General features: G+C 55.6%; 19 protein-coding genes. 12 read left to right on the forward strand and 7 right to left on the reverse strand.

The features are described from left to right. The first annotated feature begins 23 nt into the window (after positions 1–23). The 3 genes from RRB22_07655 to RRB22_07665 all read left to right on the forward strand — a co-directional run bounded on the left by RRB22_07655 (position 24) and on the right by RRB22_07665 (position 4,644). Positions 24–1,553: a leucyl aminopeptidase gene (locus tag RRB22_07655; GenBank protein ID MDT8384274.1), complete on the forward strand. Its 1,530-nt coding sequence runs from the start codon at positions 24–26 to the stop codon at positions 1,551–1,553. 78 nt (positions 1,554–1,631) lie between these two features. Beyond that, positions 1,632–2,060: a DNA polymerase III subunit chi gene (locus tag RRB22_07660; protein ID MDT8384275.1), complete on the forward strand. Its 429-nt coding sequence runs from the start codon at positions 1,632–1,634 to the stop codon at positions 2,058–2,060. A gap of 55 nt (positions 2,061–2,115) precedes the next feature. After that, positions 2,116–4,644: an EAL domain-containing protein gene (locus RRB22_07665; GenBank protein MDT8384276.1), complete on the forward strand. Its 2,529-nt coding sequence runs from the start codon at positions 2,116–2,118 to the stop codon at positions 4,642–4,644. 9 nt (positions 4,645–4,653) lie between these two features. Here the strand turns inward: RRB22_07665 and recQ are convergent, their stop codons facing one another. Further along, positions 4,654–6,507, reverse strand: coding sequence for a DNA helicase RecQ (recQ, locus tag RRB22_07670; GenBank protein MDT8384277.1), 1,854 nt, complete (start codon positions 6,505–6,507; stop codon positions 4,654–4,656). A 206-nt stretch (positions 6,508–6,713) separates the two neighbouring features. Here recQ and RRB22_07675 point away from each other — a divergent pair, with 206 nt between their 5' ends. The 5 genes from RRB22_07675 to RRB22_07695 all read left to right on the forward strand — a co-directional run bounded on the left by RRB22_07675 (position 6,714) and on the right by RRB22_07695 (position 14,510). Beyond that, entirely contained in the window at positions 6,714–7,571 is an 858-nt protein-coding gene (locus RRB22_07675; protein MDT8384278.1) for a class I SAM-dependent methyltransferase, read from the forward strand. A 191-nt stretch (positions 7,572–7,762) separates the two neighbouring features. Beyond that, positions 7,763–10,630, forward strand: coding sequence for a valine--tRNA ligase (locus RRB22_07680; GenBank protein ID MDT8384279.1), 2,868 nt, complete (start codon positions 7,763–7,765; stop codon positions 10,628–10,630). 95 nt (positions 10,631–10,725) lie between these two features. Beyond that, positions 10,726–11,091: a hypothetical protein gene (locus RRB22_07685; protein ID MDT8384280.1), complete on the forward strand. Its 366-nt coding sequence runs from the start codon at positions 10,726–10,728 to the stop codon at positions 11,089–11,091. 295 nt (positions 11,092–11,386) lie between these two features. Beyond that, positions 11,387–13,813 carry a PhnD/SsuA/transferrin family substrate-binding protein gene (locus tag RRB22_07690; protein ID MDT8384281.1) on the forward strand — a complete coding sequence of 809 codons (2,427 nt, stop codon included), beginning with the start codon at positions 11,387–11,389 and terminating at the stop codon, positions 13,811–13,813. Between the two features lie 49 nt (positions 13,814–13,862). Next, positions 13,863–14,510, forward strand: a complete 648-nt coding sequence (locus RRB22_07695; protein ID MDT8384282.1) for a hypothetical protein — start codon at positions 13,863–13,865, stop codon at positions 14,508–14,510. 36 nt (positions 14,511–14,546) lie between these two features. On the opposite strand, the gene RRB22_07700 is transcribed toward RRB22_07695, so the two are convergent. The 5 genes from RRB22_07700 to RRB22_07720 form a co-directional block, all read right to left on the reverse strand. Beyond that, the gene (locus tag RRB22_07700) at positions 14,547–15,476 is read right to left on the reverse strand and encodes a GIDE domain-containing protein (protein ID MDT8384283.1); all 930 of its coding nucleotides are present in this window, start codon (positions 15,474–15,476) and stop codon (positions 14,547–14,549) included. Between the two features lie 28 nt (positions 15,477–15,504). Further along, the gene (locus RRB22_07705) at positions 15,505–16,077 is read right to left on the reverse strand and encodes a LemA family protein (protein ID MDT8384284.1); all 573 of its coding nucleotides are present in this window, start codon (positions 16,075–16,077) and stop codon (positions 15,505–15,507) included. Positions 16,078–16,654: 577 nt separating this feature from the next. After that, positions 16,655–17,590 carry a hypothetical protein gene (locus RRB22_07710; protein MDT8384285.1) on the reverse strand — a complete coding sequence of 312 codons (936 nt, stop codon included), beginning with the start codon at positions 17,588–17,590 and terminating at the stop codon, positions 16,655–16,657. After that, positions 17,577–18,182: a transcriptional repressor LexA gene (gene lexA, locus RRB22_07715; protein MDT8384286.1), complete on the reverse strand. Its 606-nt coding sequence runs from the start codon at positions 18,180–18,182 to the stop codon at positions 17,577–17,579. The genes RRB22_07710 and lexA overlap by 14 nt, the downstream gene beginning before the upstream one ends. Before the next feature lie 125 nt (positions 18,183–18,307). Further along, on the reverse strand, positions 18,308–18,475 hold the full coding sequence (locus RRB22_07720; GenBank protein ID MDT8384287.1) for a hypothetical protein: 168 nt from the start codon (positions 18,473–18,475) through the stop codon (positions 18,308–18,310). Positions 18,476–18,502: 27 nt separating this feature from the next. Between RRB22_07720 and RRB22_07725 the strand changes: the two genes are divergently transcribed. After that, entirely contained in the window at positions 18,503–19,321 is an 819-nt protein-coding gene (locus RRB22_07725; GenBank protein MDT8384288.1) for a DUF1043 family protein, read from the forward strand. A gap of 271 nt (positions 19,322–19,592) precedes the next feature. Here the strand turns inward: RRB22_07725 and RRB22_07730 are convergent, their stop codons facing one another. After that, positions 19,593–19,886, reverse strand: coding sequence for a hypothetical protein (locus RRB22_07730; GenBank protein ID MDT8384289.1), 294 nt, complete (start codon positions 19,884–19,886; stop codon positions 19,593–19,595). A 1,060-nt stretch (positions 19,887–20,946) separates the two neighbouring features. Here RRB22_07730 and RRB22_07735 point away from each other — a divergent pair. The 3 genes from RRB22_07735 to RRB22_07745 all read left to right on the forward strand — a co-directional run bounded on the left by RRB22_07735 (position 20,947) and on the right by RRB22_07745 (position 25,082). After that, positions 20,947–21,681: an MBL fold metallo-hydrolase gene (locus RRB22_07735; protein MDT8384290.1), complete on the forward strand. Its 735-nt coding sequence runs from the start codon at positions 20,947–20,949 to the stop codon at positions 21,679–21,681. A gap of 361 nt (positions 21,682–22,042) precedes the next feature. After that, entirely contained in the window at positions 22,043–22,594 is a 552-nt protein-coding gene (locus RRB22_07740) for a hypothetical protein (protein MDT8384291.1), read from the forward strand. Positions 22,595–22,853: 259 nt separating this feature from the next. Further along, positions 22,854–25,082 carry an ATP-binding protein gene (locus tag RRB22_07745; protein ID MDT8384292.1) on the forward strand — a complete coding sequence of 743 codons (2,229 nt, stop codon included), beginning with the start codon at positions 22,854–22,856 and terminating at the stop codon, positions 25,080–25,082. The last annotated feature ends 333 nt before the right edge of the window (positions 25,083–25,415 follow it).

Raw genomic sequence — 25,415 nt, forward strand, 5'->3', positions numbered from 1 at the left:
CAACTTCGCCAGGTAAAACGATCATGGAATTCAATGTCAAAAGTGGTAGCCCCGCCAAACAACGCTCTGCCTGTGTGGTGGTCGGCGTGTTCGAACCCCGACGCCTCAGTCCAGCGGCGGAGGTGCTTGACAAGGCCAGCGGTGGTCACCTCTCGGCCCTGCTACGGCGTGGTGACATTGAAGGGCATCTGGGCCAGACCCTGCTGCTGCACCATATCCCCGAGGCCCTGTCCGAGCGTGTATTGCTGATCGGCTGCGGTAAAGAGCGTGAGGTCGGTGACAAGGAATACCAGCGTATCGTTAGCACCGCCGTCACCCGCCTCAACGAAACCGGCGCCATGGAGTGCGTGAGTTACCTGACCGAGATCAGCGTGAAGGGCAGGAACCTCCACTGGAAGGTGCGCCAAACCGTGGAAACCACCCGTAGCGCCCTGCATCGCACGGACCAGCTGAAATCCAGAAAGGACGACCTGCGTCGCCCGCTACGCAAGCTCACCTTAATGGTGTCCACACGCGCCGACCTGGCCACCGGAGAGGGTGCCGTCCGCGAAGGTATGGCCATCGCCGATGGGGTGATGCTGGCAAAATCGCTGGGCGATCTGCCCGGCAATATCTGCACCCCCGGCTATCTTGCCAAACAGGCGCAGGCCATGGCCAGGAAATATACCGCCCTCAAGGTCAGCGTTGTTGAAAAGGCCCAGATGAAAAAACTCGGCATGGGCGCGCTGCTGTCGGTCACCGCCGGATCGGCAGAGGAGCCCAAGCTCATTGTCGCCGAATACCGCGGCGGCAAAAACAAGGACAAACCCGTGGTACTGGTGGGCAAAGGCGTCACCTTCGACACCGGCGGCATCTCCATCAAACCCTCCCCCACCATGGACGAGATGAAATACGACATGTGCGGTGCCGCCAGCGTGCTGGGCGCGCTGACCGCCTGCGCCGAACTGCAACTGAAATGCAATGTGATTGGCGTCATCCCCGCCTGTGAAAACATGCCCAGCGGCACAGCGACCAAACCCGGCGACATCGTGACCAGCATGTCCGGCCAAACCATCGAGGTGCTCAATACAGACGCCGAAGGTCGGCTCATCCTCTGCGACGCCCTCACCTACAGTGAACGCTTTGACCCGGAGGTGGTGATCGATGTCGCCACCCTGACCGGGGCCTGCGTGATCGCCCTTGGCCGTCATGCCAGCGCCGTGATGGGCAACCATCCCCCCCTGGTGCATGATCTGCTCAATGCCGGAAAAAGCAGCGGTGATCGCGCCTGGGAGATGCCGCTATGGGACGAATACAACGAGCAACTCAAGAGCAACTTTGCGGACATTCCCAACATCGCCGGACGCGAGGGCGGCAGCATCACCGCCGCCTGTTTTCTCTCGCGCTTCACCACGAAATACCACTGGGCACATATGGATATTGCCGGCACGGCCTGGATCAGCGGCGAGAACAAGGGCGCAACAGGGCGGCCGGTACCGTTGTTGACGCAATACCTCATCGACCGCTGCACGGAACAGAAAAAGACCACCACCAAAAAGGCCGCAAAGGCATAACAACCGGCGCCCAAAACCTTCGAGCAACATCCAGGCGCCGGCCTGGGCTATGCAGAAAGCACGATGGCAGAAAACAAGATGACAAAAGTAGATTTTTACGTTCTTGGCGCAGGCTCCAGCGAACAGGTGGCCTGCCGCTTGGCCGAAAAGGCCTATAACCTTGGCAAGCGCATCTACATCCATACCGAAACGCCACAGCAGGCCCGACACATGGATGAGCTACTGTGGACATTTCGGGAGGGTAGTTTCGTGCCGCACGAGCCCTACCAGGCCGGCAGCCCCAGCCAGTCACCCATCCAGATCGGCTGTCACGAAAGCCCTGAAACCGATTGCGAGGTGTTAATCAATCTTGCCGCCGAGGTGCCCCTGTTTTTCAGCCGCTTTTCCCGCGTTGCGGAGCTGATCGGACCACAGCAGGAGGCCAAGGTCCAGGGGCGTGAGCGCTTTCGGTTTTATCGGGATCGCGGCTATCCGCTGGACACCCATGACCTGGGCCCAGGCCAATAGCCACATGCCGGCATTCGTGCAATAATTTTTGACCTCCCCCACAAAAGACGCGCCCTTGCCACAGTCTGTTGCACCCAATAGCCCCAGACGCCGCAGCCTGAAGGCCAATTACATCGGCTTTTCTGCGGCCGTTGCCACCCTGCTGACCATAGGCTCGGCGATTACCAGTTTCTACGTTGCCGATGTCACCCAGAAAAATGCGCGGGCATTGCAGCTACGCGACGAGATCACCACCTCGGTTAACCATGTCCGTCAGGCGAATCAACAGGCCGATACCACCCTCAATGACATGGTGATATCTCCCAAAAAAGATCACCCTCAGCAGATTACACAGGCCTTGCAGAAGGCCGCCGATGAGCTCGACCGGCTGCGCCAATTTTCATTCCCGGCTGACACCAATATCAAAAGTATTACCGATGACCTGTTTGAGGATACCCTCGAATTACAACACCGCACCGGGATCCTCATTGAGCAGATAAAAGACCCGAACTGGGTCTATCCCATGCTGCCCTACATCAACAACATCCTGCTGGAATCAAACACCGAGTTCGAGTCCGCCACCACCCTCGCCCTGCAGGAGATTGAACAGGAAGACAGCGAGGCATACGCATCCTCCCTGTACCGCAAGATCGCCCAGATCCGGGATTTATGGCGCCTGCAAATCCTCAACTTCCGCGCCGTGATCGTGCGCTTCGCCGGGCTGAATCGAATCGAACGCATTCCACAGGAAAACAATATCACGCTCATCAATGGTGAGATCCAGCAGCAAGTGGAAGAACTGGTCATTCTTCAGCAACAGCAGCAGCTGGGGTTTGAGACCGAAGAGGCCATTCTGGTGATGCGCCATCGCGCAAAAAAATGGTATGAGGATTACCAGAAGGTACAGGCGATACGCAATTCACAGATATGGCGCGCTGATGTCTTCTTCATTGATACCAACATCCGGCCACTGCAGGTGGATATTCGCGACGGCCTGGAACAGCTCGAGAATGCCGTGCTGGCCTGGTCATCAAAAAACATTGCGGCTGTGGAAAAGGCGGCCTTGTATGCCAACCTCGAGCTATGGGGTATGACAAGCGCCGCTGTGTTATTCGTCATCCTCGTCTATTTCATGATCTCGCGCACCGTATTGAAACCCATCGCAAAAATTGTCGGCATCATCAGCGATGAGGGAAAACATACCGAAAGCATCGCCCTGCCCAGCAAGGGCAGCCAGGAAATTTATGCCCTGACCACGGCCTACAACACCATGCGCCGACAGATCCATCACCGGCAACAGGCCTTGGAGCACCAGGCCTTACATGACTCCCTGACCGGACTACCCAATCGCGCCCTGTTACAGGACCGTCTTGAGCAATCCATTCAACAGTCCAAACGCCATAAAACCAAGATCGCGCTCATGCTGCTCGATCTGGACCGCTTCAAGGACATCAACGACACCCTGGGCCACACGGTTGGCGACCGGGTGTTGCAGGAGATTTCGTCACGACTGAATAATTGCCTGCGTACCTCGGACACGGTCGCCAGGTTAGGCGGCGACGAGTTTGCGATCATTACTCCCGACGTTGACATAAGCCAGGCAAGCACCTTTATGCAAAAGGTGATCGGTCAGATCAACATGCCCATCACCATCGACGGACAAAACCTGTTTGTCGGCGTCAGTATCGGCATCACCTTTTTCCCGGACAACGGCGACGATGCGGACACCCTCATGCGGCAGGCGGACATCGCCATGTATGATGCCAAACGTAACAAGAAAGGTTATTCCTTTTTCCATGACCGACTGGACGAGGTTAGCGGCAACAACCTGTCGTTGCTCGCCGATCTGAAAGAAGAACTCCGGCAACCGACGGGGCGCCTGCTGTTACATTACCAGCCACAGATAAACATCAAGACAAATACCCTACACAGCACGGAGGCCCTGTTGCGCTGGGATCACCCCCGCAACGGAATGATCCCGCCGGACGCGGTCATCCATATGTGTGAGCAGACCGGCTTGATCACCGAACTCACCCGCTGGGTACTGGAAACCGCCATAAAAGCCTGCAAGGACTGGATCTCCAGCGGTCTGTCCTCCAATGTTTCCGTCAACCTTTCCGCCTGGAACCTGCAGGATCCTGAATTGCCGGGCCAGGTCAAAAAGCTGCTGGATAATTATCAACTGGAGCCGGAAAGGCTCACGCTGGAGATTACCGAGAGCGCAGTTATGAACGATCCAGCCCGGGCGCGCGACACTCTCACCCAGCTCAGCGCGATGGACATCCAGCTGGACATTGATGACTACGGCACCGGCTTTTCGTCATTGGCCTATCTGAAGATGCTGCCGGTCAACGGGCTGAAGATAGACAAGTCTTTTGTCATCGACATGGACGCCGACAATAATGACCGGATCATCGTCCAGTCCACCATTGATCTCGCCCACAACCTGAATCTTATGGTGATTGCCGAAGGTGTCGAAACGGCCACAGCCCTGGAATTATTAAAACAACATAACTGTGATCATGTGCAGGGATATTTTATTGCTCGCCCCATGCCCGAAGCAGCATTTAGGAAGTGGTGCCTGCATTTCGAAAAATCCCGCTAAGCGGATTTTTCAGCGATCAATTTCTGTTCCGATCGCATCGGTACTCTTATCTACTGTCTCATCCACCACCTCATCCAGAATAACCTGCAAGAAACTCTCGCCATATTCGCTCAGCTTCTTGTCACCCACGCCGGAAATGCCGCGCATCTCATTCAGGCTACCGGGACGACGCTGCGCCATCTCCAGCAGGGTTTTATCGTGAAAGATCACATACGATGGCACCCCGCGCTCGCGCGCCAGATTCAGCCGGCAACCACGCAGCGCGCGGAACAGGCTGTCCTCTGCCGCCGACAAATCGGCTGCCGGTTCACGGCGCGACGATGGCGAGGATTTTTCCGTTTTGCGCTGCTTGCGTAACTGTAATTGTTGTTCACCACGCAACAGCGGACGGGCCTTTTCGGTCAATAGCAAGGTGCCGTGGCCCTGCAGATCGGCGCTCAGGTAACCCAACGCGATCAACTGCCTGAACACCCCGCGCCATTCCACCGCCGAGTGCTCCTCACCGATGCCGTAGGTGCTGAGCCGGTGATGGCCATTGGTCTGAATCCGGTCATCGCCCTTGCCCAGCAGTACCGCGATCAGATAGTTCACCCCAAACCGCTGCTCGGTGCGATACACGCAGGACAGTGCCTTGCGCGCCGACTGGGTGCCGTCCCAGGTCTCTGGTGGTTGCAGGCAGGTATCGCAATTACCGCAGGGCTCGCGCAGCGTTTCGTCAAAATAGGCCAGCAAGGTCTGGCGCCGACAACTGCCCAGCTCGCACAGTCCCAGCATGGACTCCAGCTTGCCATGCGCGGCGCGTTTGAACTGCTCATCGGCATCGGTGTCCATCACCATCTGTCGCAGGGTGATGACATCCTGCAGGCCGTAGGCCATCCAGGCATTGGCCGGCAGGCCATCGCGCCCCGCGCGCCCCGTCTCCTGATAATAGGCCTCGATACTTTTGGGCAGACTCAGGTGCGCCACAAAACGCACATCGGGCTTGTCGATGCCCATGCCGAAGGCGATGGTCGCCACGATCACCACGCCCTCCTCGCGCAGGAAGCGCTGCTGGTGCAGCTGTCGCACCTCCGGCGCCAGTCCGGCGTGATAGGGCAGGGCCAGCCTGCCCTTGCTGCTCAGCCACTCGGCCACACTCTCCACCTTCTTGCGCGACAGGCAATAGACGATGCCCGCATCCTGGGGGTGCTCCCGTTGAAGAAACTGCCACAGCCGCTCGCGGGAGTTGTGCCCCTCGCTGATGGTGTAACGGATGTTGGGACGGTCGAAACTGTCGACGAACACCGCCGCCTGCCCCAGATCCAGCTGGGCGATAATCTCGTCGCGCGTGCGGCCGTCCGCGGTGGCGGTCAGCGCAATGCGCGGCACCTGGGGAAAGCGCTGGTGCAGGATGGAAAGCTGCTGATACTCGCGCCGAAAGTCGTGACCCCATTGCGACACACAGTGGGCCTCGTCGATGGCAAATACGGCGATACGCGCCTGATCCAGGATGCCCAGCAGGCGCTCGGTGAGCAGGCGCTCCGGCGCCACGTACACGATGTCGATGTCGCCGGCCACCAGCGCCTGCTCGGTCTGTCGCTGCAGCTCGGCGCTCTGGCTGGAATTCAGAAAGGCGGCCCGAATGCCCAGCTGCTGCAGGGCATCCACCTGGTCCTGCATCAGCGCGATCAGGGGCGAGACCACCACGCCCACGCCCTCGCGCACCAGCGCCGGGATCTGATAACAGAGGGACTTGCCGCCGCCGGTGGGCATCAGGACCAGGGCATCCTGTCCGGCCAGTACCGTGGCCACGATCTCCGCCTGCTGATGACGGAATTCGTGATAGCCAAAGGTGTGGTTGAGAATATCGTAGGCGCGTTGCATGGGCGCTATTCTCCCATAAATCGCCCCGTCCGGCAGGGCAATACGGCACAGCCCTGTTACGCATGGACCCCTTGCACGTCGTGGGCTATGGTAGCGATAACTAAAAACCGGCGAACCAATCGACCTGCATAGCGTCTGATGCGGAAAGACTGTTACCGATACGTCATACCGATAGCTCACCTAAAATAACCGAAGAGTCACTGACCATGAATACCACCTCCACACCACAAGCCATCATCGACCGGGAACACCACACCTGGCGCAGCGTCTCCGAGGGCTGGCGCAAGAATGATGCCCAGCTGCGGGAAAATGCCAGCGGCATCACCCAGCGCATGCTCGATCTCGCCAACATCGGCAGCGGCCATCGGGTGCTGGATATCGCCTCCGGCACCGGCGAGCCCGCCATTCCCGCCGCCCACCGGGTCGGCCCCACCGGCCGCGTCATCGGCGTCGATCTGGTCGACGAGATGCTCGTCATTGCCAGGGAGAAGGCGCAGGCCCAGGCGCTGCACAACGTGGAGTTTCAGACCGTCGATGGCCGTCGGCTGGATTTCGATGCCGCCAGTTTTGACGCCGTCACCTGCCGCTGGGGGCTGATGTTTATGCCCGAGCCGCAGACCGTCCTGCAGCAGATCCACCCCCTGCTGAAAGACGATGGCCAACTGGTAGTGTCGTGCTGGGCAGAGCCCGAGCGCAATCCCTTTTTCACCCATGCGATGTCCATACTGGTGCGCCACATGGCGGTGCCCCAGCCCGCGCCGAAGGCCCCCGGCGTGTTTGCCTTCGCCGACCGCGAGCACCTCCAGCAGACCCTGCACGCCAGCGGGTTTCGGGACGTAACCATAGAGGACCTCAGCTTCAACATGATCCAGGTCAGCAGTGGCGAGGCCTACTGGCAACTCATGCAGGAGCTGGCCGGCCCGATCGCGGTGCTCACCCAACAGATGGACCCCGCCACCTACGCGGCCTTCAGCGCCGAGGTGATCGCCTCCGCCGAGGCGCTCAAGCAGGGGGACACACTGAACATGGTCGGCACCACCTGGATTGCCCGGGCGCAGAAATAGCGCCCGACCACCCGTTTGGCGCGCCGTCCGGCCCCCTCCGCTGCGCTACGCCACAGCATCTCCCCACCATTCCTGGCCGGGCGGCCTGAACAGGCTGCTTTTGGGGGGTGCGCCAAGGTATAATGCGTGCCTTTATTTTCAACACACCGCCGCGATCCTGAATCACGCGACACCTGGGCGACCCGATATCCATGGAAAAAACCTACAACCCCCACGCCATTGAACAACGCTGGTACGAAACCTGGGAAAACGAGGGCCATTTCGCGCCCTCCGGAGAGGGGGCGCCCTACTGCATCATGATCCCGCCGCCCAATGTCACCGGCAGCCTGCACATGGGGCACGCCTTTCAGGACACCATCATGGATGCGCTGACCCGCTTCCATCGCATGCGCGGCGACAACACCCTGTGGCAGGCGGGCACCGACCACGCCGGTATCGCCACCCAGATGGTGGTGGAGCGCCAGCTGAATGCCGAGGGCAAAACCCGTCACGATCTGGGGCGCGAGGCCTTCATCAAGCGTATCTGGGAATGGAAGAAAGAGTCCGGCGGCAACATCACCCGTCAGCTGCGGCGCATGGGGGCATCGCTGGACTGGTCCCGCGAGCGCTTCACCATGGACGACGGCATGTCCGCCGCAGTGCAGGAAGTGTTCGTGCGCCTGCACGAGGAAGGCCTGATCTACCGCGGCAAACGGCTGGTGAACTGGGACCCGGTGCTACACACCGCGGTCTCCGACCTGGAGGTGCTGTCCGAGGAAGAGAACGGCTATCTGTGGCACATGCGTTATCCGCTGGTCAACGGCAGCGGATATCTGGTGGTCGCCACCACCCGCCCCGAGACCATGCTGGGCGATGCGGCCGTGGCCGTGCACCCGGGTGACGAGCGTTACACCCACCTCATCGGGCAGTTTGTCGAGCTGCCGCTGACCGGGCGCAAGATTCCGGTAATCGCCGACGACTACGTGGACCCGGAATTCGGCACCGGCTGCGTGAAGATCACCCCGGCGCACGACTTCAACGATTACGCGGTATGGCAGAATCACCGCGACGAAAAGGCCATCAGCGAACTGCCCAATGGCGGCCTGATCAATATCTTCACCATCGACGCCGCCATCATCGGCGCCGAGGACGACGCACAGGGAGGCGTGAGTGTCGCGGGAGGAAGGATGCCGGGAGCGACCGAACATGGTGAGCTTATTCCCGAAGACTTCCGCGGCCTGGATCGCTTTGAGGCCCGCAAGCTGATACTCGAAGAACTGGGTGCGCAGGACCTGCTGGAAAAAACCGACGACCATAAACTCATGGTGCCCCGAGGCGACCGCTCCGGCGCCGTCATCGAGCCCCTGCTCACCGACCAGTGGTACGTGAAGGTCGGTCCCCTCGCCGGCCCCGCCATCAAGGCGGTGGAAAACGGTGACATCAGGTTCGTACCGGATAACTGGAAGAACACCTACTACGAATGGATGCGCAACATCGACGACTGGTGTATCTCGCGGCAGATCTGGTGGGGCCACCGCATTCCCGCCTGGTACGACGAGCAGGGCGATGTCTACGTCGGTCGTTCGGAACAGGAGGTGCGCGCCAAACATAAACTGGACGACACAGTGGCGCTACGCCAGGACGACGATGTGCTGGACACCTGGTTCAGCTCCGCATTGTGGCCCTTCTCCACTTTAGGCTGGCCGGAAAACACCGCCGACCTGAAGACCTTCTACCCCACCTCGGTACTGGTCACCGGCTTCGACATCATCTTCTTCTGGGTGGCGCGGATGATCATGATGGGTCTCAAGTTTATGGACGAGGTGCCCTTCAAGGAGGTCTACATCCACGGCCTGGTGCGCGACTCCCACGGCCAGAAGATGTCCAAATCCAAGGGCAATGTGCTGGACCCCATCGACCTCATCGACGGCATCGAACTGGAAGCGCTGGTGAAAAAGCGCACCTCCGGGATGATGCAACCGAAGATGGCGGCGAAGATCGAAAAACAGACCCGCAAGGATTTCCCGGACGGCATCCCCTCCTACGGCACCGACGCCATCCGTTTCACCTTCGCCGCCATGGCCTCCACCGGTCGCGACATCAATTTCGATCTGGGCCGGGTGGAAGGCTACCGCAACTTCTGCAACAAGCTGTGGAACGCCGCCAACTATGTGTTGATGAACACGGAAGATAAGGACTGTAGCTCAACCGGTGATTCAGAGAATCTCTCCTCTGCCGACAAGTGGATCTTCGCCCGACTAGAACAGACCACGAAGGTGGTACACGAAGCCATGGAGGCCTACCGTCTCGACCATGCCGCGCAGGCCATTTACGATTTCACCTGGAACGAATACTGCGCCTGGTATCTGGAGCTGTCCAAGCCCGTACTCACCAATGAAGACAGCACCGAGGCCCAATTGCGCGATACACGCAGCACCCTGGTAAATGTGCTAGAAACTCTGCTGCGTCTTGCTCACCCCATCATGCCCTTCATCACCGAGGAAATCTGGCAACGCGTTGCGCCATTAGTAGGTAAGACCGACGCCACCATCATGCGCCAAGCCTATCCAGTAGCGGATGTTGGAATCTCCGACCCCAACGCCATTGATGAAATGGAATGGGTCAAGGACTTCATCGTCGGTGTGCGCCAGATTCGCTCCGGCATGGACATCGCGCCCAGCAAACCCATCCCGGTGCTGCTGGGCAATGTCAACGAGACAGACCGGGCAAGACTTGTGCGTAACCAGAACTATATCCACTTCCTGGCGCGCACTGAATCCATCAGGGTACTGGCAGATGACGAACAGGCACCCGAGTCGGCCACCGCACTGGTGGGTGAAATGAAAGTACTCATCCCCATGGCCGGTCTGATCGATAAAGACGTGGAAATGGCGCGTCTGTCGAAAGAGATCGAAAAGAAACAGCAGGAGGTCGCCCGCATCGAAGCCAAACTCTCCAACCCCAGCTTTGTCGAGCGGGCACCCGAGGCCGTAGTGGCAAAAGAGCGGGAAAAGATTGCCGAGATACTGGCCGCACTGAACAATTTTGAAGGGCAATTAGAGCGCATCAAAAAAATGTAACTATCTGTTACGCAAACTGTTACGCAAACTGTTACGCAAAAGTGATTACAACCATTACGATAATATTTACTACCACCACCATAGGACGTCACAACATGAAAAAATTACTGTTAACACTCGCACTGAGCCTGGCCGTTTCCGGCGCCGCATTCGCCGGCGATGCCGCAACCAAGACCGTTGAACAGGTCCACAATGAAATGGCCCAGCTGAAAGGCCAGCAGGTCACCGTCACCGGCAATGTCGTCAAGGTCAACAACGGCATCATGAAACGCAACTTTGTCCATGTGCAGGACGGCACCGGCGGCAAGAATACCAATAACCTGATCGTCACCAGCAAGCAGACGGCTGCGGTTGGCAACAAGGTCACCATCACCGGCACCGTCGTGCTGGGCACCGATTTTGGCATGGGTTACAGCTACCCGCTGCTGGTCGAAAACGCCTCCATCACCGTCAACCGGTAATCCGCACCGGGCATGCAGGGTGGGCCGATGGGGCCCGCCCTGCCATGAACCCGTCCTGCACCAGCCGCTCTACCGCTTCCACGCTTCAATCCACCAAAACCCGACAGCCTCCTGGGGCCATGGCCCTTCTCCGCATCACACCCTGCAACATCACCACCGCCGCTCATTTATTGGCCAATGCCGTCCTGCACTCCGCCCGGCGGGGAAATAAATACCGAAAAGACCATTAATTTTTAGAAGGAATTTCCGATAGTTACTTAACGCTACACGCATTCAGGCAACAATCATTACCATGATGCCCAACAAAAAATTCGATAATCGGTGGCCAGCGCTGTTCGCCAGCCTTTGGCTGGCGCTACTGCCGCCACTGCTTACCGCGGAAGACAGCCCCGCCGCTCTTGTCGCTGACCCTGCCCCCGCTTCAGCCGTTGGCGGCACAGTCCAGCCAGTGAATATTGCCGTTTTGGCGATTCGGGGCAAACAGGAAGCATTCAAGATGTGGCAGCCAACCGCAGACTATCTGAGCGCCCAGACACCGGGCTACGCCTACAACATTATGCCCGTCGACATTGAGAATATTACGGCGGCAATCAGCAGCGGCCATGTCGACTTTGTGCTCAGCAACCCTGCCCTCTATGCAGAGCTTGAGGCGACGCATGGGATCTCACGCATTGCCACGCTGCGCAACCGTCGTCCGGGCGGCGCCTATACCCGATTTGGCGCCCTGATCATTGCGCGGGCGGATCGTGATGACATTACGGATTTACGCAGCCTGAAAGGCAAGTCTTTCATGGCTGTGCATGCGCGCGCCTTTGGTGGCTGGTGGATGGCCTGGCGTGAATTCCGGCAGGCGGGCATTGAGCCGGAGCAGGATTTCTCCTCTCTGGAATTCATGGGTTTCCCGCAGGACAAGATTGTGATGGCGGTACTCAATGGTGAGGTGGACGCCGGCACCATCCGTACGGATGTGCTGGAACGAATGGCGGCCGCGGGGGCTGTAAATATTGAGCAGCTAAAGGTTATCAATCCGCAAAAGACTCCCGGCTTTTCCTATGCCCACAGCACACGCCTGTATCCTGAATGGCCTTTTGCCATCACACCCAATACTTCCCGAGATCTCGCGCAAAAGGTTGCCGTCGCCCTATTGAGCCTACCTGCAAATAGTCCAGTGGCCAAGGCCGCCAACAGCGAGGGCTGGACGGTACCGCTGGACTATCAGCCCGTGCATGAATTGATGCAGGAACTGCAGGTAGGGCCTTATGTTGATCTGGGAAAAATCAGTCTGCATGATGCCATTGAACAGCATCGTGAATGGGTCTTAACATTAGTGCTCACCCTGGCGATATTTTTTGCGGCCACCATCATGGTACTCAGACTGAATCGACGCCTCAGCCAGTCAAAGCAAAACCTTGAGACGGAAGTACAGGAGCGCAAACGTGCCGAGACCTCTGAGCGTGAACAGGCCGAACGCATCAAAAGGCTGTATGAGGTCGCCTCCATGCCGGGGCAGAGTCTGGACCAACAGATGGAAGAGATCCTCAGGCTGGGCTGCCAGGTCATGGATATGGAGGTGGGCAAGATATCCCTGATTGATCTGAAAAATAATACCAATACCATGTTGAATGTCATCGCGCCTGAACCCTTTGGCCTGCGCCCCGGAAAAACATGGGACCTCGACGTAACATTTTGCGGCATTATTGTTTCCGGTGTGCGGCCTATGCTGGCGCTGAATCACATCGGCCAATCTGAATACCAACAGCACCCGGCCTATGAATATACCCGGCTTGAAGCCTATATTGGCTTTCCAGTCGCCATTGGTGATGAACAGATATGGACCATCAGCTTTTCCAGCCCACGGCCGCACAGACCCTTTTCTGCGACAGACATCGATCTCGTCAAACTCATGGGGCGCTGGGTCAGCGCCAGCCTTGATCGACACCGCGGACAACTGGAGCTCCAGACCGCAAAAGAAATCGCCGAATCCGCCAACCGCACTAAAAGCGAATTTCTGGCCAACATGAGCCACGAATTACGCACCCCACTCAATGCCATCATCGGCTATAGCGAGATCATTCAGGAGGAAATGGAAGAGATCGGCGGCATGGAGCAACATTGCGATGATCTGAAAAAGATCCATAGCTCCGGAAATCATTTGCTGAGTCTGATCAACAATATCCTTGACCTGTCCAAAATTGAAGCCGATAAAATGTCGATCAACACCGACATTATCGATATCAGGCAACTCATTAGCGACATCATCGATACGGTTAAACCATCAGCTGAAAAGAACCGCAATCAGCTCAGGATGGAGTTTTCAGACACGATAAAATTCCTCGGCACTGATCCGGCAAAACTTCGCCAGAGCTTACTGAACCTGGTCAGCAACGCCATAAAATTCACCCATGACGGCACGGTCACCATCCAGGCCCTGTGGCTTGATGACAAAACCCAGGATGTTTTCGATGTGCGCATACAGGACACAGGCATTGGCATCAGGCCGGAAGACATCAACAACATATTCAGTCCCTTTACCCAGGCTGAACAGTCCTGGAGTCGTCAGTATGACGGGACCGGCCTGGGGCTCGCGATCAGCAAACATTTTTGTGAAATGCAAAAGGGAAAAATTTTCGTCGAGAGCGTATACGGCGTAGGCAGCACCTTCACCATTCGGCTTCCCAATGCTGATCCCAGCGAGATACCGCGCAAAACGGCGGAAGCCTGATAACAGCTCAACGAGCAATCATCACACACTGACAGACTGAGCCCGCCCAATGACATTACTGGAATCCCTGTTGCATCCCGAAATGTTATTGGCGCTTGGCCTGTTTGCCGCCATTTCCGTGGCGGTGGAGATCGCCGGTTACCGACTGTTGCTCGCCATCTCCGATGTCAGCGCATCATCCTGGCTGATGGCACACACCATTATCCCTGCCGCGCGGGCATTATCCCTGGTGGCGTTTATTCTCATCGCCTACCCGGTGCTGTTTGGTGTAGCCACGTCCCTGCCCTTCAGCAAGCTACTGGCCGCAGGTGAGATGCGCTTCACCCATCTTGTCAACGTGGTCTTTTTGCTCTCACTGTTACTGCCCATGATACCGGTGTTCAGCCGCTGGCCTGCGCTGGTATTGCCCATCCAGGCCATCGCGGCGGCGAGCATGGTGTTTCAGTGGTGGGCGGAGACACAGGCGACGACCACGGTGCAATTCTGGCCGGGCTGGACGACGCTTACCACCCTGTTGGTGCTGGCCTTTATCACCCATGAAATCGCCAGCCAGATTTCCCACCGGCTGGAGAAAATGGTCGATGGTATGTTGCAACGCACAGGTTCCGAGAGGTTGATCTACCGCACCCTGCTAATGATCCTGCAGGTGCCGGTGATATTGCTGTATACCCTGTCGCTGGGGCGACAGTTTCATTGAGACTGAATCGCCAGACGAAACAGTCGTCAACACGATTCAGTGCAGCAATCGCAGGGTCGCCATCCACACCGCGGCCGAGCCTGCAGCCAGGAAGCCGGCAAGACAGGCGGCGGCCTTCAGTTGATAACGCCTGACAAGCTGCTCCGCCGGATAGACGGAAAGCAGGTACGGCCGGTTATCGTGTTGGGGCTTTTTCATGATATGGGTTGGCGGCTGCACGCTGCGTCTGGCCTGCTCACGGCGCACCCGATGCGTGGCCGCCTTGCGTACCGCCTCCCACTCCATTACATCGAGCTCGCCATCCCCATCCGCATCAAAATGCTTGAGCAGGCCGGCGCGATTCTGCTTCCAGAGTTTGAGCACCTCGCGCACCTCGGCATCGGTATTGAAGGCCTCGGCATCTCCGCCCACGGACATAAACATACCGATGGCATACAAGGGCTCGCCAGGGTGCATGCGTTCCTCGGTGTACCGATAGCGGCCACCAAGACGACCCAGCAGGCCGCCATTGCCTGTTGAATGACGGCGACGGGAAGGATAACTGGATTCGTACCACACCTTTTTGGTCGCGCAGGTGACGACGGCCCCTTCCGGATCCACCACACAACGCCCTGTCTCACCCACCAGTACAAACAGCTCTTCACTAGTGCCGGAAGCCACAACACGACTGTGTTTGTCATTCAACTTTTCGACTTTATAGCGGTACCAGGTGCAGGGCGTGGTGGTCAGTGGGGCAATGACAGGGTCACCGTCCATTACATTCCCGACGCCAGAGAGCTCAACATAGCCCTGTGCGGCGGAACGAATCCTGGAGGTGGGGGTATCTTCAATAATGCGCGCCCGGCGAAAGAAGACAAAGGCGTAAACAAACCCGGCCGTGGAGACAAGGCCGCACAACAGCAGATAAAAATAGAGCTTCCCGTCGGGAAGATTAAGCACCCAGGCCTGCAGGCTGTCGGCTGGCATTGACTGAACAACGAACTACGCGGAATAACTAACTAAATAGTGCTTTGACATTGACGTCCGTGATCTCTTCCTCGCTAAACTCCAGCAACTCGGCGGCCTTGAAATTGAACTGCTTGGCGATCACTACATCGGGAAACTGCTCGATGCGCACGTTATTCAGGTTCACCGCCTCATTGTAAAATTCACGCCGATCGGCGATGGCGTTTTCCAGACCCGTAATACGCGATTGCAAGTGCTGAAAACTCTGGTCGGCCTTGAGATCCGGGTAGGCCTCTGCCAGGGCAAACAGCCCGCCCAGGCCCATGCGCAGCTGTGTTTCCGCCGCACCCAGTGCCCCCATGTTGCCACTCTGCTGTGCGCTGGCCACGGCCGAACGGGCCTTCATGACCTTTTCCATGGTCTCCTGTTCATAGCCCATGTACTGTTTGCAGACCTCCACCAGCTTCGGCAGTTCATCATGACGCTGCTTCAACAGCACATCAATGTTCGCCCAGGATTTGCTGACATTATGTTTGAGTGACACAAGATTGTTGTAGATCATGATGGCGTACAACACCACCGCGACGCTGAGACCGATAATAATGAAGCTGAAAATTTCCACGACGGACTCCCTGTTAGATTCGATAGTGTGAATGACGGTAGCAAATGACTGCAGGAAATAATGTGGATTATATCGGCAGCAATCCGGCATCATTTAGTCGCCTGCCGCCCATAGCCCTGGCTCGGGCCTTTCATGCATTCGCACGCGGATCACGCAGGATATTGGCACAAATGCGATGACCCAATCCAGGCGGGCCCATTCAAACAATTTAGGCGCAAGAAAACCACTGACCATGACACCGGAAAGGGCACTGCACTTCTCAAAATCCGGATCGATATCGCCGGGGCTATAACCGGAATGCCGCCGCATCGTCCTCGTGGAGGCTCACTCCAACAGGGGTAGGATACGGTGGACAGACCGGTTCGGAAACTGAAACAGGAGGAAGGGCTTGGCTTAGGATTTGGTGATGAAAGAGGGCCAGAAATTTTCGCACTAAGGGCCGGTTTGGTACTGAATGTCGGAGCCACAATCATTGCGGCCCGGCACTCGCCCGCAAACCGCTGTTCGGGCCGGGCTGCCTTCTAACGCTACATGAGGGGGACGAGTCCCGCAAAAAGGGCCCCGGCATCGCCAACGATTAATTGATCGCCATTTCCAGCTGGATGATGCCCTGCCCCTGCTGCCCCAAAGGCGGCCTGACTCCGCCAGACGACCAACCAGCGCCTGAATGGATGTCCACCACCTGCGCACCTCTCGCCGGCAGCGTATCGACCGACATTACCCCATCGGTCTCCCCCTCCAGCAACATGACGCCCCATGCCTGCCCCACTACCGCCGCGCGACGCAGGCGTTGCATGGCGGGCATATCGCAGGCCTCCAGCCAGGCGACGACCGCCCCGCAGGTACCGGACTGCAATGCCTGTTCGACGACCTTCAGCCCATTATCGTCCGCGCCGTTGGCATGCCGGGCGTGCACCAGTAACACGCGTGACGGGTCGATACCCGCCGCGGCCAGTTCGGTGGCATCGGGGCGGCGTGGCGGCGACACCAGAACCAACCAGCGGTCACTGCAATAACCAGCCAGGGCGGGCAACAGCGGTTGTAGGCCACCCTGCCCATCACCCCCCTGATCCGTAGACTGTACCGCGTCGTAAATAGCGCCATGCATGTTGCCATGCCTGATTTCATGCCTGATTCCATGCCTGTTTCCAGTATAACAACGGATCTCGGTCAGCGTTCCCATCGGGCGGGTAGCACCGGTTTTCCGTTGACTCGCATCACTTCCGCTATTCGCGGTTTGGGCCTGACTGGTGACAGGGTGCGTCTGGCGCCCAGGCATGGCCAGTACGTTCTGGGCTGCGGCAGGCTGAGCTCCGGCGTTCAGGCCAGGGACATCTCGATCCCTGGCAACCAAAACACGCGGATGGCAAACCCGTCGCGCAACGCCGACCAGGCCCCGGATCACCGCACACCATTGCCGCTCACCCTGTTTGCCGCATCGCCAGAGCAAGGTCGCCAGCGAGCGTTCTTTTATCCGCACCATGCCATTGCTATTCCACTCAACCCAGTTCATTACGAATCACTCCCACAGCCAGCCCTTCAATGGTAAAGTCATCGTCCCGCAGATCGACCTCGATGGGGTCAAAGTCCGCATTCTCCGGCATCAGACGCACCTTATTACCCCGGCGGCGAAACCGCTTAACGGTCACTTCATCCCCGAGGCGGGCGACGATAATCTGGCCGCTGCTGGCCTCCTGTGTGCGATGCACCGCCAGCAGATCCCCATTGAGGATACCCACATCCTGCATACTCCGGCCCTTAACCCGCAGCAGATAATCCGCCACCGGATAAAACAGCTCGGCATCCACCTTGTAGTAGTCCTCAATATTTTCTTCCGCCAGGATGGGGTTCCCCGCCGCCACCCGCCCCACCACCGGCAGGCCCGGCCGCTCGCTTTCCACAATGCGGATACCGCGCGAAGAGCCCGCGTACATTTCGATGAAACCTTTGCGCAACAGGGCCTTGAGATGGTCTTCTGCCGCATTGGCCGAACGGAAGCCCATGGCATGAGCAATCTCCACCCGGGTCGGCGGGACATTATAGTCATCGATAAAATTACGTATCATATCAAGAACTTGCTGTTGTCTTTTGGTTAAGCCCTGCATCTCATCCCCGCCTTTGGCCTGCGCCGCACTAAACTGTTATTACACAAACTGTTATTACACAAACTGTTATTACACAAACTGTTATTACACACAGTATTCATTAACGTGCCTGTGATTATATACAGTCATTTCATATCCGCAAGCCCGGCACTGAAATTTCTTTCGCCACCGGCGCGCAGCAAAGGCACAGGCGAAACAGCCGTAATCACTGCCGGCCGCAGTGCGACGATAAAAAAACATGACAGCCCCGCGCCATATCCGTTAGCATTGCTGGACAAACTGATGCCGCCCATGCGGCGCGATAATCCGGGAGATAAAACATGTTCGGCGAAATTTCACTGTTGACTTGGCTGGGTGGTGTTATCGTATTCGCCATCGGCAGCGGCGCCGGTTTTTTCGTCGCGCGGCAGCTCAAGGACAAGCGCACCAAGGAACTGGAGCAGCAGTTACAGGCCACCCAGAGCCGACTCACCGAATACCAGGATGAGGTCAACCGGCACTTCCTGAAATCGTCCCTGCTGTTCAACAAACTCACCGACAACTATCGTGAGGTGTACGAGCACCTCGCCACCGGCGCACAAAAACTCTGCAATGAAAAACCGCTCACCACTGCGCTGAACCTGCCGGACACAAAGATTCTCCCCACCGCGGCCGCGTCCCGTGCAGGCACGCAAGCCATCGCTGCGGCAAAATCCCCAACCCGCGCCGCCAATTCAAACCCGGCACCGACCGAACACCACTCAGAACAGATCGCCCGCAACCACACAAGCGGACCAGCAGACGAACTGACCGATGAACAGGCAGAACAGCTCGGCGTAGAATCCAGCGTCAACCACCAGGCCATGTTTGAGCGTCAGGCCGAGGCAAAAGCCGCCGAAAATGCCGTCGCGGAAAAAAATGGCTCATCAGCAAAACAGACCACCGCCGGATCGCCAGAAAGGTCATCCAGAAGGCGAGCGGAATCGACGTCCGATCAGCACAGGGCCATCGGCGACACACCCACCATCACCGAGGCAGAACTGAAGATTCTGGAAGCCAGCGAACTGGCCAGGAATGACGAGGACGAAATCCCCCTTGGCGTCGAATCCACCCCCGGCGTGGAACCCGAACACCATAAGACCCATCCGGCGATACACTGATACGACACGCTCATTCCGAAAAATAAGCCAGGGGGTGAGAAAGCTTTACCCACGCAGGTAAAGCCCGACATCCATAGTAACGGTGCCGCGTTAGATGGGCTGCACTATTTCACAGTGCATCCATAGTGCAAAAAATTAGCCCAGAAATATGAGCCTGGCATATCAAAACCTGAGGACCTCGGTATGCCCTTCTACCGTGATTCGGTGCTGTTCTGGTTGCAAGACCGTAATCAACGGCTCAAGGATCTTTCCGCTCCTTTGCGCGCATGCGCTAGATGCGCCACTGCAACAAGGCAACAAGGCAACAAGGCAACAAGGCAACGATGTCATCCAGTGGCGCATTATCGATGACCAACTGCACGCCTGTGCGTAAAAAGGGGTTTGTGGAAATAGCTAATTTATGTTCAACGGCTTTCAGATCATGCGGAAACCAAAGGCGGGCTATAATGATCAATTCTTTCATATCATCTTGCAGGGAGGAGCTCTCCTGCTGCAAGACAATGATAAAAACCCGGAACACCCGCAAGACCTCGCGCAACGGATAAGTGATGAAGGTTGCGGCCATGGTACCACCAGCACGATAGCGAGTCCCGGCAGGTTGATGTAGGCAGATGGATCCCCAGCGCCAATATTGAGTATATACACCAGTAACCCGACGCCGGCTAACATGCCGATAAACGTCGATGGATTCATTCCCTGCTCCTGCAAGATATACTAACAAGGTGCATGGAAAGGATACCCTGCAATCAAGACACGCTGAGAATACGTCCATGTACGCTCGACAGCAGCATCCCTCGGTAACTGCTCCTGCGTTACTCTACCTCCTGCATGGCCCAGGCCACCTTCTCGACCTCCGGTCTCACCTTGTCCATGCAGTCGTTCTGCTGTCGGTCTCGATTGCAGGGTATCCTTTCCAGGTGACTCAATAATAACTACCAGGGTTATCAGATATAATCCTGGTAGTTTGAAAGCTGATATCCAATTCATGGAATCAATATGCCATATCCATGTGCAATTCGTCGCCACAACAAAATACCCGTACTCTCAAAAAGATTGCGTTCACACCGCTATTCATCTGGCGGCAATAACCTGAGCAAGGTGGAGGAAGACTGCATGAATGGACACATTGGACGCTTACTTTATATTACGCGCGGCCTTCATATGTGTACTTATGTATAACCCAATATGCACGCAGTCACTATTGGGTTATATGTCGGCAATGAATTGTGAAAACACGCGAAATACTGTGGGTGCAAACAGTTGACCACGATATGAGGCTATGACTGCGTTATCGCAAGCAACTAGCGAATTAACGTTTCACAGTCACTCCCGCGCAATTGGTTTATTGCCCTAATGTGGAAACCGGATGGCGGATTCTCTGCTGGCAACGGACCATACTAAACAGCCGCTTAATACCTGAGTCGAACTGTCAAATTAACATAATATTTATATGGTATTTATACCGGTTCAACGATTATAATATTTTTTCCTAAAAGCCTGAAGTAACCGTTCTGTTAATCAACAAGGGTTGCCCGGGAATGTTAGCAAAATACGCTTAACAAGCTTACGAAGTAGGAGTTAAACATCACGTGCAAGCGAATATATTATTTAAAAACGATGAACATATGGTGCTCACCTTCACTGATTTGGTCAAAGGTGAAGGCATACAATCTAACCAGATGGCAATTATCCAGGAAAATCATTCCGCAATATTTGATCCAGGTGGCGATCTGACCTATATGCCGCTCACCATGGCTGTCACCAAGTATGTAAAGGTTAAAGATATAGATTATATTATCGCCACGCATCAAGATCCGGACATCGTGTCTTCATTAGATAAGTGGTTGATGTATAGCGAGGCAAAAATCGTGATATCCAGATTATGGGAACGTTTTGTTCCCCACCTGGTGCCCGGTTATATGAAAGAAAAGGCCGAGGGCCGTCTGATCGCGATCCCTGATCATGGCATGAACATTCCTATGGGACATTCCGTGATCAAGGCCATTCCTGCCCATTTCCTGCATTCAGTGGGTAACTTCCATTTCTATGATCCGATTAGCAAGATTCTCTTCTCGGGTGATGTGGGCGCTTCGCTAGTGGATGCAGAACCTGAACGGCCGGTACACGATTTCGAAAAACATGTTCACAAGATGTTGGGGTTTCACCAACGCTACATGGTCTCCAATAAGGTTTGCCGTCTCTGGGCACAGATGATTCGGGGGATGGATGTAGAAATGATTGTTCCACAGCATGGCCGGCCCTTCCAGGGTAAAGAGATGATTGCCAAATTTCTGGATTGGTTTGAGAATCTGGAGTGTGGTATTGATCGTATCAATCAACAATATTATACGGTGCCTTAACTTATACCTGGATCCGTGACTTAACCGCGGCGCCTGGCACAAGCACTTGACTCCACAGGGGGTCAAAAAATGCCCGCTTACACGTTTAAACCACGGATTCAGGTTACACATAAACTGCCACGAATTCCATTAATCAGCGCAGCCCACTGATAACGATTGCTATCTATATCAGCCGGCGATATTACACAGCCCGGGGTTGTTAAATTGCTGATGGATTTGCAGCATTCCCTTCTATCGGCGGGTTGTAAATACAGCCCGTTGTCACTAACATCCCTTGCGGTTGCTGGGGCGTGTTCCCAATGCAGATCAGGCCGGGCGATTGATTCATTCGGTTAAAACCATTTTATATATCGAGGAAAATATGAATAAGAAAACTCTTTTAGGATTTGGCGTACTTGGAATGGCCGCGCTGTCGAGCGCGTTTTCGGTTAACGCGGAAGTGCTGTATCAGGCAGTGGAGTCATCCACCTATGGGCAGGCCAACGGTGCCAATAGCGTTGGCGAATTCGCTGGCGTCAATGTAACGGTGGATGGTTCTGACACAGCGCGGCTGATTACCCGCACCAGTACGGCCACTGGCTCCACCTTCTGGGCCGGCAGCATCCCTGCCAGCGCGGTAACGGTTCTGGGTGCGCATAGCATTTCGGTCCAGATCGATACCTGCTCGATTAACCCTGCTGACGGCTGTGGCTATGTCGATGCGACCATCACCGCCGATCCCAAGGACGGCGGCTTCATCACCGATGGGTCCCTGCATTACAACTGGAGCGGCCTGATCCAGACCGTCGCCGGCCCGACCCAGGTGCGTTATTCCGATGTCACCGGTTTCGTCAATGGTGTGTCTCTTGACGGCGTGCGTGGCTTCCTGGGTAAGTACACCCGCGCCAGCATCATGGTGGAAACCGCTCAGTAAAACCTTGCGACCGCCGCAGTCATTCGGCTGCGGCGGCTGTCTTCTGGTCAACGGTAATGGATATAAAGGATCATTAAGAAATATTAATGCACGAATAAAAATTGTCAGGGATGCTTTTTTTCAAAAGCGACCAACCCGCCGTCTATAAACAATCTCCTCCAGCTCCTCCAGCTCCTATATCACCCGCAGCACCCGCAGCACCCGCAGCACCCGCAGCACCCGCATCTAAAGAGATCCACAGGATTGACGATATGATGTAATGGATAAAAAGCAATCAGGGTTTAGCATGCCTCACAATATTTCGCGGGAATCGGACAGCGCAGATACCATCAAAAGCTCGAAAGGGATTTTGATCCAGGGTTTCGGCTTTACCATTCTAGTCATCATCATTATGGCCGTGCTGTGGTTTCGGATGATCTCCGAGCATCAAATAAAGATTGATCAAATCCTCGAAGAACGAAATGAAACCCGGGCCGTTTTCACCATGCGCGACGCCGCCTATCAACGCGCCCTTATCCTGCATCGAATGGCCCTCCTGGAAGACGAGTTCGACCGGGATGAGGAATACCTGCTGTTTAAAGAAAAGGCCGAGGATTTCATCAAGGCAAGAGAAATGTTTCTAGAGGCCATGGCCGAAGGATCATTTCCCAATGAAATGACTATCTGGGAGCAGGCGTTGCCTGACATACGAAAAGGATCAGAGGTCCAAACTGAGGCAGTGCAATATTTGCTCAATGACGAAATGAAAAAGGCCAACACCCTGCTGCTCAACGATGTGGTGCCAACCCAAAACCGGGTTATGGGCAAGCTGACCGAACTCCTGGACGAACAACGAAGAAAATCAGAGTCCACGGTCAAAGAGATATCGGATAACAATAGATCCGGGCTGGTTCTGATGACCATTTTTGCCACATGGGCGGTTGTCTGGGGACTGGGGATCGGCATGTATACGATTAAGCGAATCACACGGGTTGAACAATCGCTACATGAGGCCCGGCAAAGGGCGCAGGATGCAGACAACCATAAATCACAATTCCTGGCCAACATGAGTCATGAGATACGCACTCCCCTTACCGCCATTATCGGTTTCTCGGAAACCCTGATGGAAGACAAAGACAAATCCGGGGATTGGAACAGCTATTTGGGCAGCATCGTTAGAAACGGCAAGCATCTGCATCAGTTAATCAACGACATACTGGACCTGTCCAAGATTGAAGCCAATCAATTGTCCATTGAACAGATGCCCGTCTCCGCCTGTCAGTTGTTATCCGAGATTGACTCTCTTATGGGCGAACGAGCCAGAAGCAAAGGTCTGAAATTCGAAATCATCGGCGAATATCCTATTCCTGAATTCATCCTCAGCGACCCTACCCGGTTAAGACAGATTTTGATAAACCTTTGCGGCAATGCCATAAAATTCACCGCCGATGGCCGGGTAACGCTGCGCGTGAAATATCAAAAAGATGTCAATCAAATGGAATTCAATGTGGAAGACAGCGGCATCGGCATGAGCAGCGAACAGATCAGCGAGCTATTCAAGCCCTTCAAGCAGGCCGATGCCTCGACCACACGAAAATTCGGCGGAACGGGGCTGGGACTATATATTTCCAAACAATTATCAGAACGGCTCGGAGGCAGTCTCTGTGTTGAAAGCCTGCCAGGTGTTGGCAGCCGATTCAGCGTGTTAATCAATACCGGCGATATCTCACGGGGCGGCTGGATAAATTCAAGAGAAGAGGCGTCAACCAAAGCCGACGCGATATACAGCGATACAACTATTCCAAAATTAACCGGAAATGTGTTGTTGGCGGAGGATAATCCCGATAATCAGCAACTGATATCCCTGCATATCAACAAGACAGGCGCCAATGTCACGATCGTTGAAAATGGCAAACTCGCGGTAAAAGAGGGTTTAACGGGGAACTTCGACTTGATCCTGATGGACATGCAAATGCCCATCATGGGTGGCATTGAAGCCATTAAGAAACTACGTGACGCAAACTGCATGACTCCCATAGCCACTTTGACGGCCAACGCCATGAAAGAGGATGTCGAAAAATCGGAAAAAGCCGGCGCAACGGATTTCCTGACCAAACCCATTAATAAAAATGAATTTTATTCGGTGCTGGGCAAGTATCTAACATCAGCAGAAGTCTTGCAGACCCGGCTGAATCCTCCAACATCGATTCAACCAGCAAAGATATATGATGAAGACATTCAGGATCTGGTGGAAATGTATGCGGAGCGGTTGCCGGAAACGGGATACCGCATTGAGCGTTTACTTAACGCCAAACAATGGGATGACATCCGGCATGAAATACACCAACTCAAGGGCACTGGCGGCGCCTTCGGATTTCCCGAGATCACCGAACAATGCATCGATATAGAGCAAAAGATTAAAACTGATGACCTGGAATCGGCCGCGCAACTCATTAGAACCTTCATCGAGAACAATCTGCGAAGCGTGGACAATAATATCGCGAACTGAATGGAGCCAACCTGTATCCAACCACTACGCGACCAGGCGACTACGGCGATTTTTCTATTCAGCAGCAATGAATAAAATCATCAGTAGAACAATATCCATCCGCGAAAAAAAGTGTCAGGATTACACTTTATCCGCACAGCGACATATCCCCCCTCTCCACTCTCCTCTATTTTCACAGACTTTTTCTCTACGCCTCCCACAATCCAGGCCGACTAACCGCTATCGCTATGGTTTGTGCGCCCATGTCAGTGCGGTGCGCACTTTCCGGAAAACCTCATTAAACTATACTGGTGATTATCCATGCCGGTGCACGGCCTAAAACAGGCACAACAG

The sequence above is a fragment of the Gammaproteobacteria bacterium genome (assembly GCA_032250735.1).
GTDB lineage: Bacteria > Pseudomonadota > Gammaproteobacteria > SZUA-152 > SZUA-152 > SZUA-152.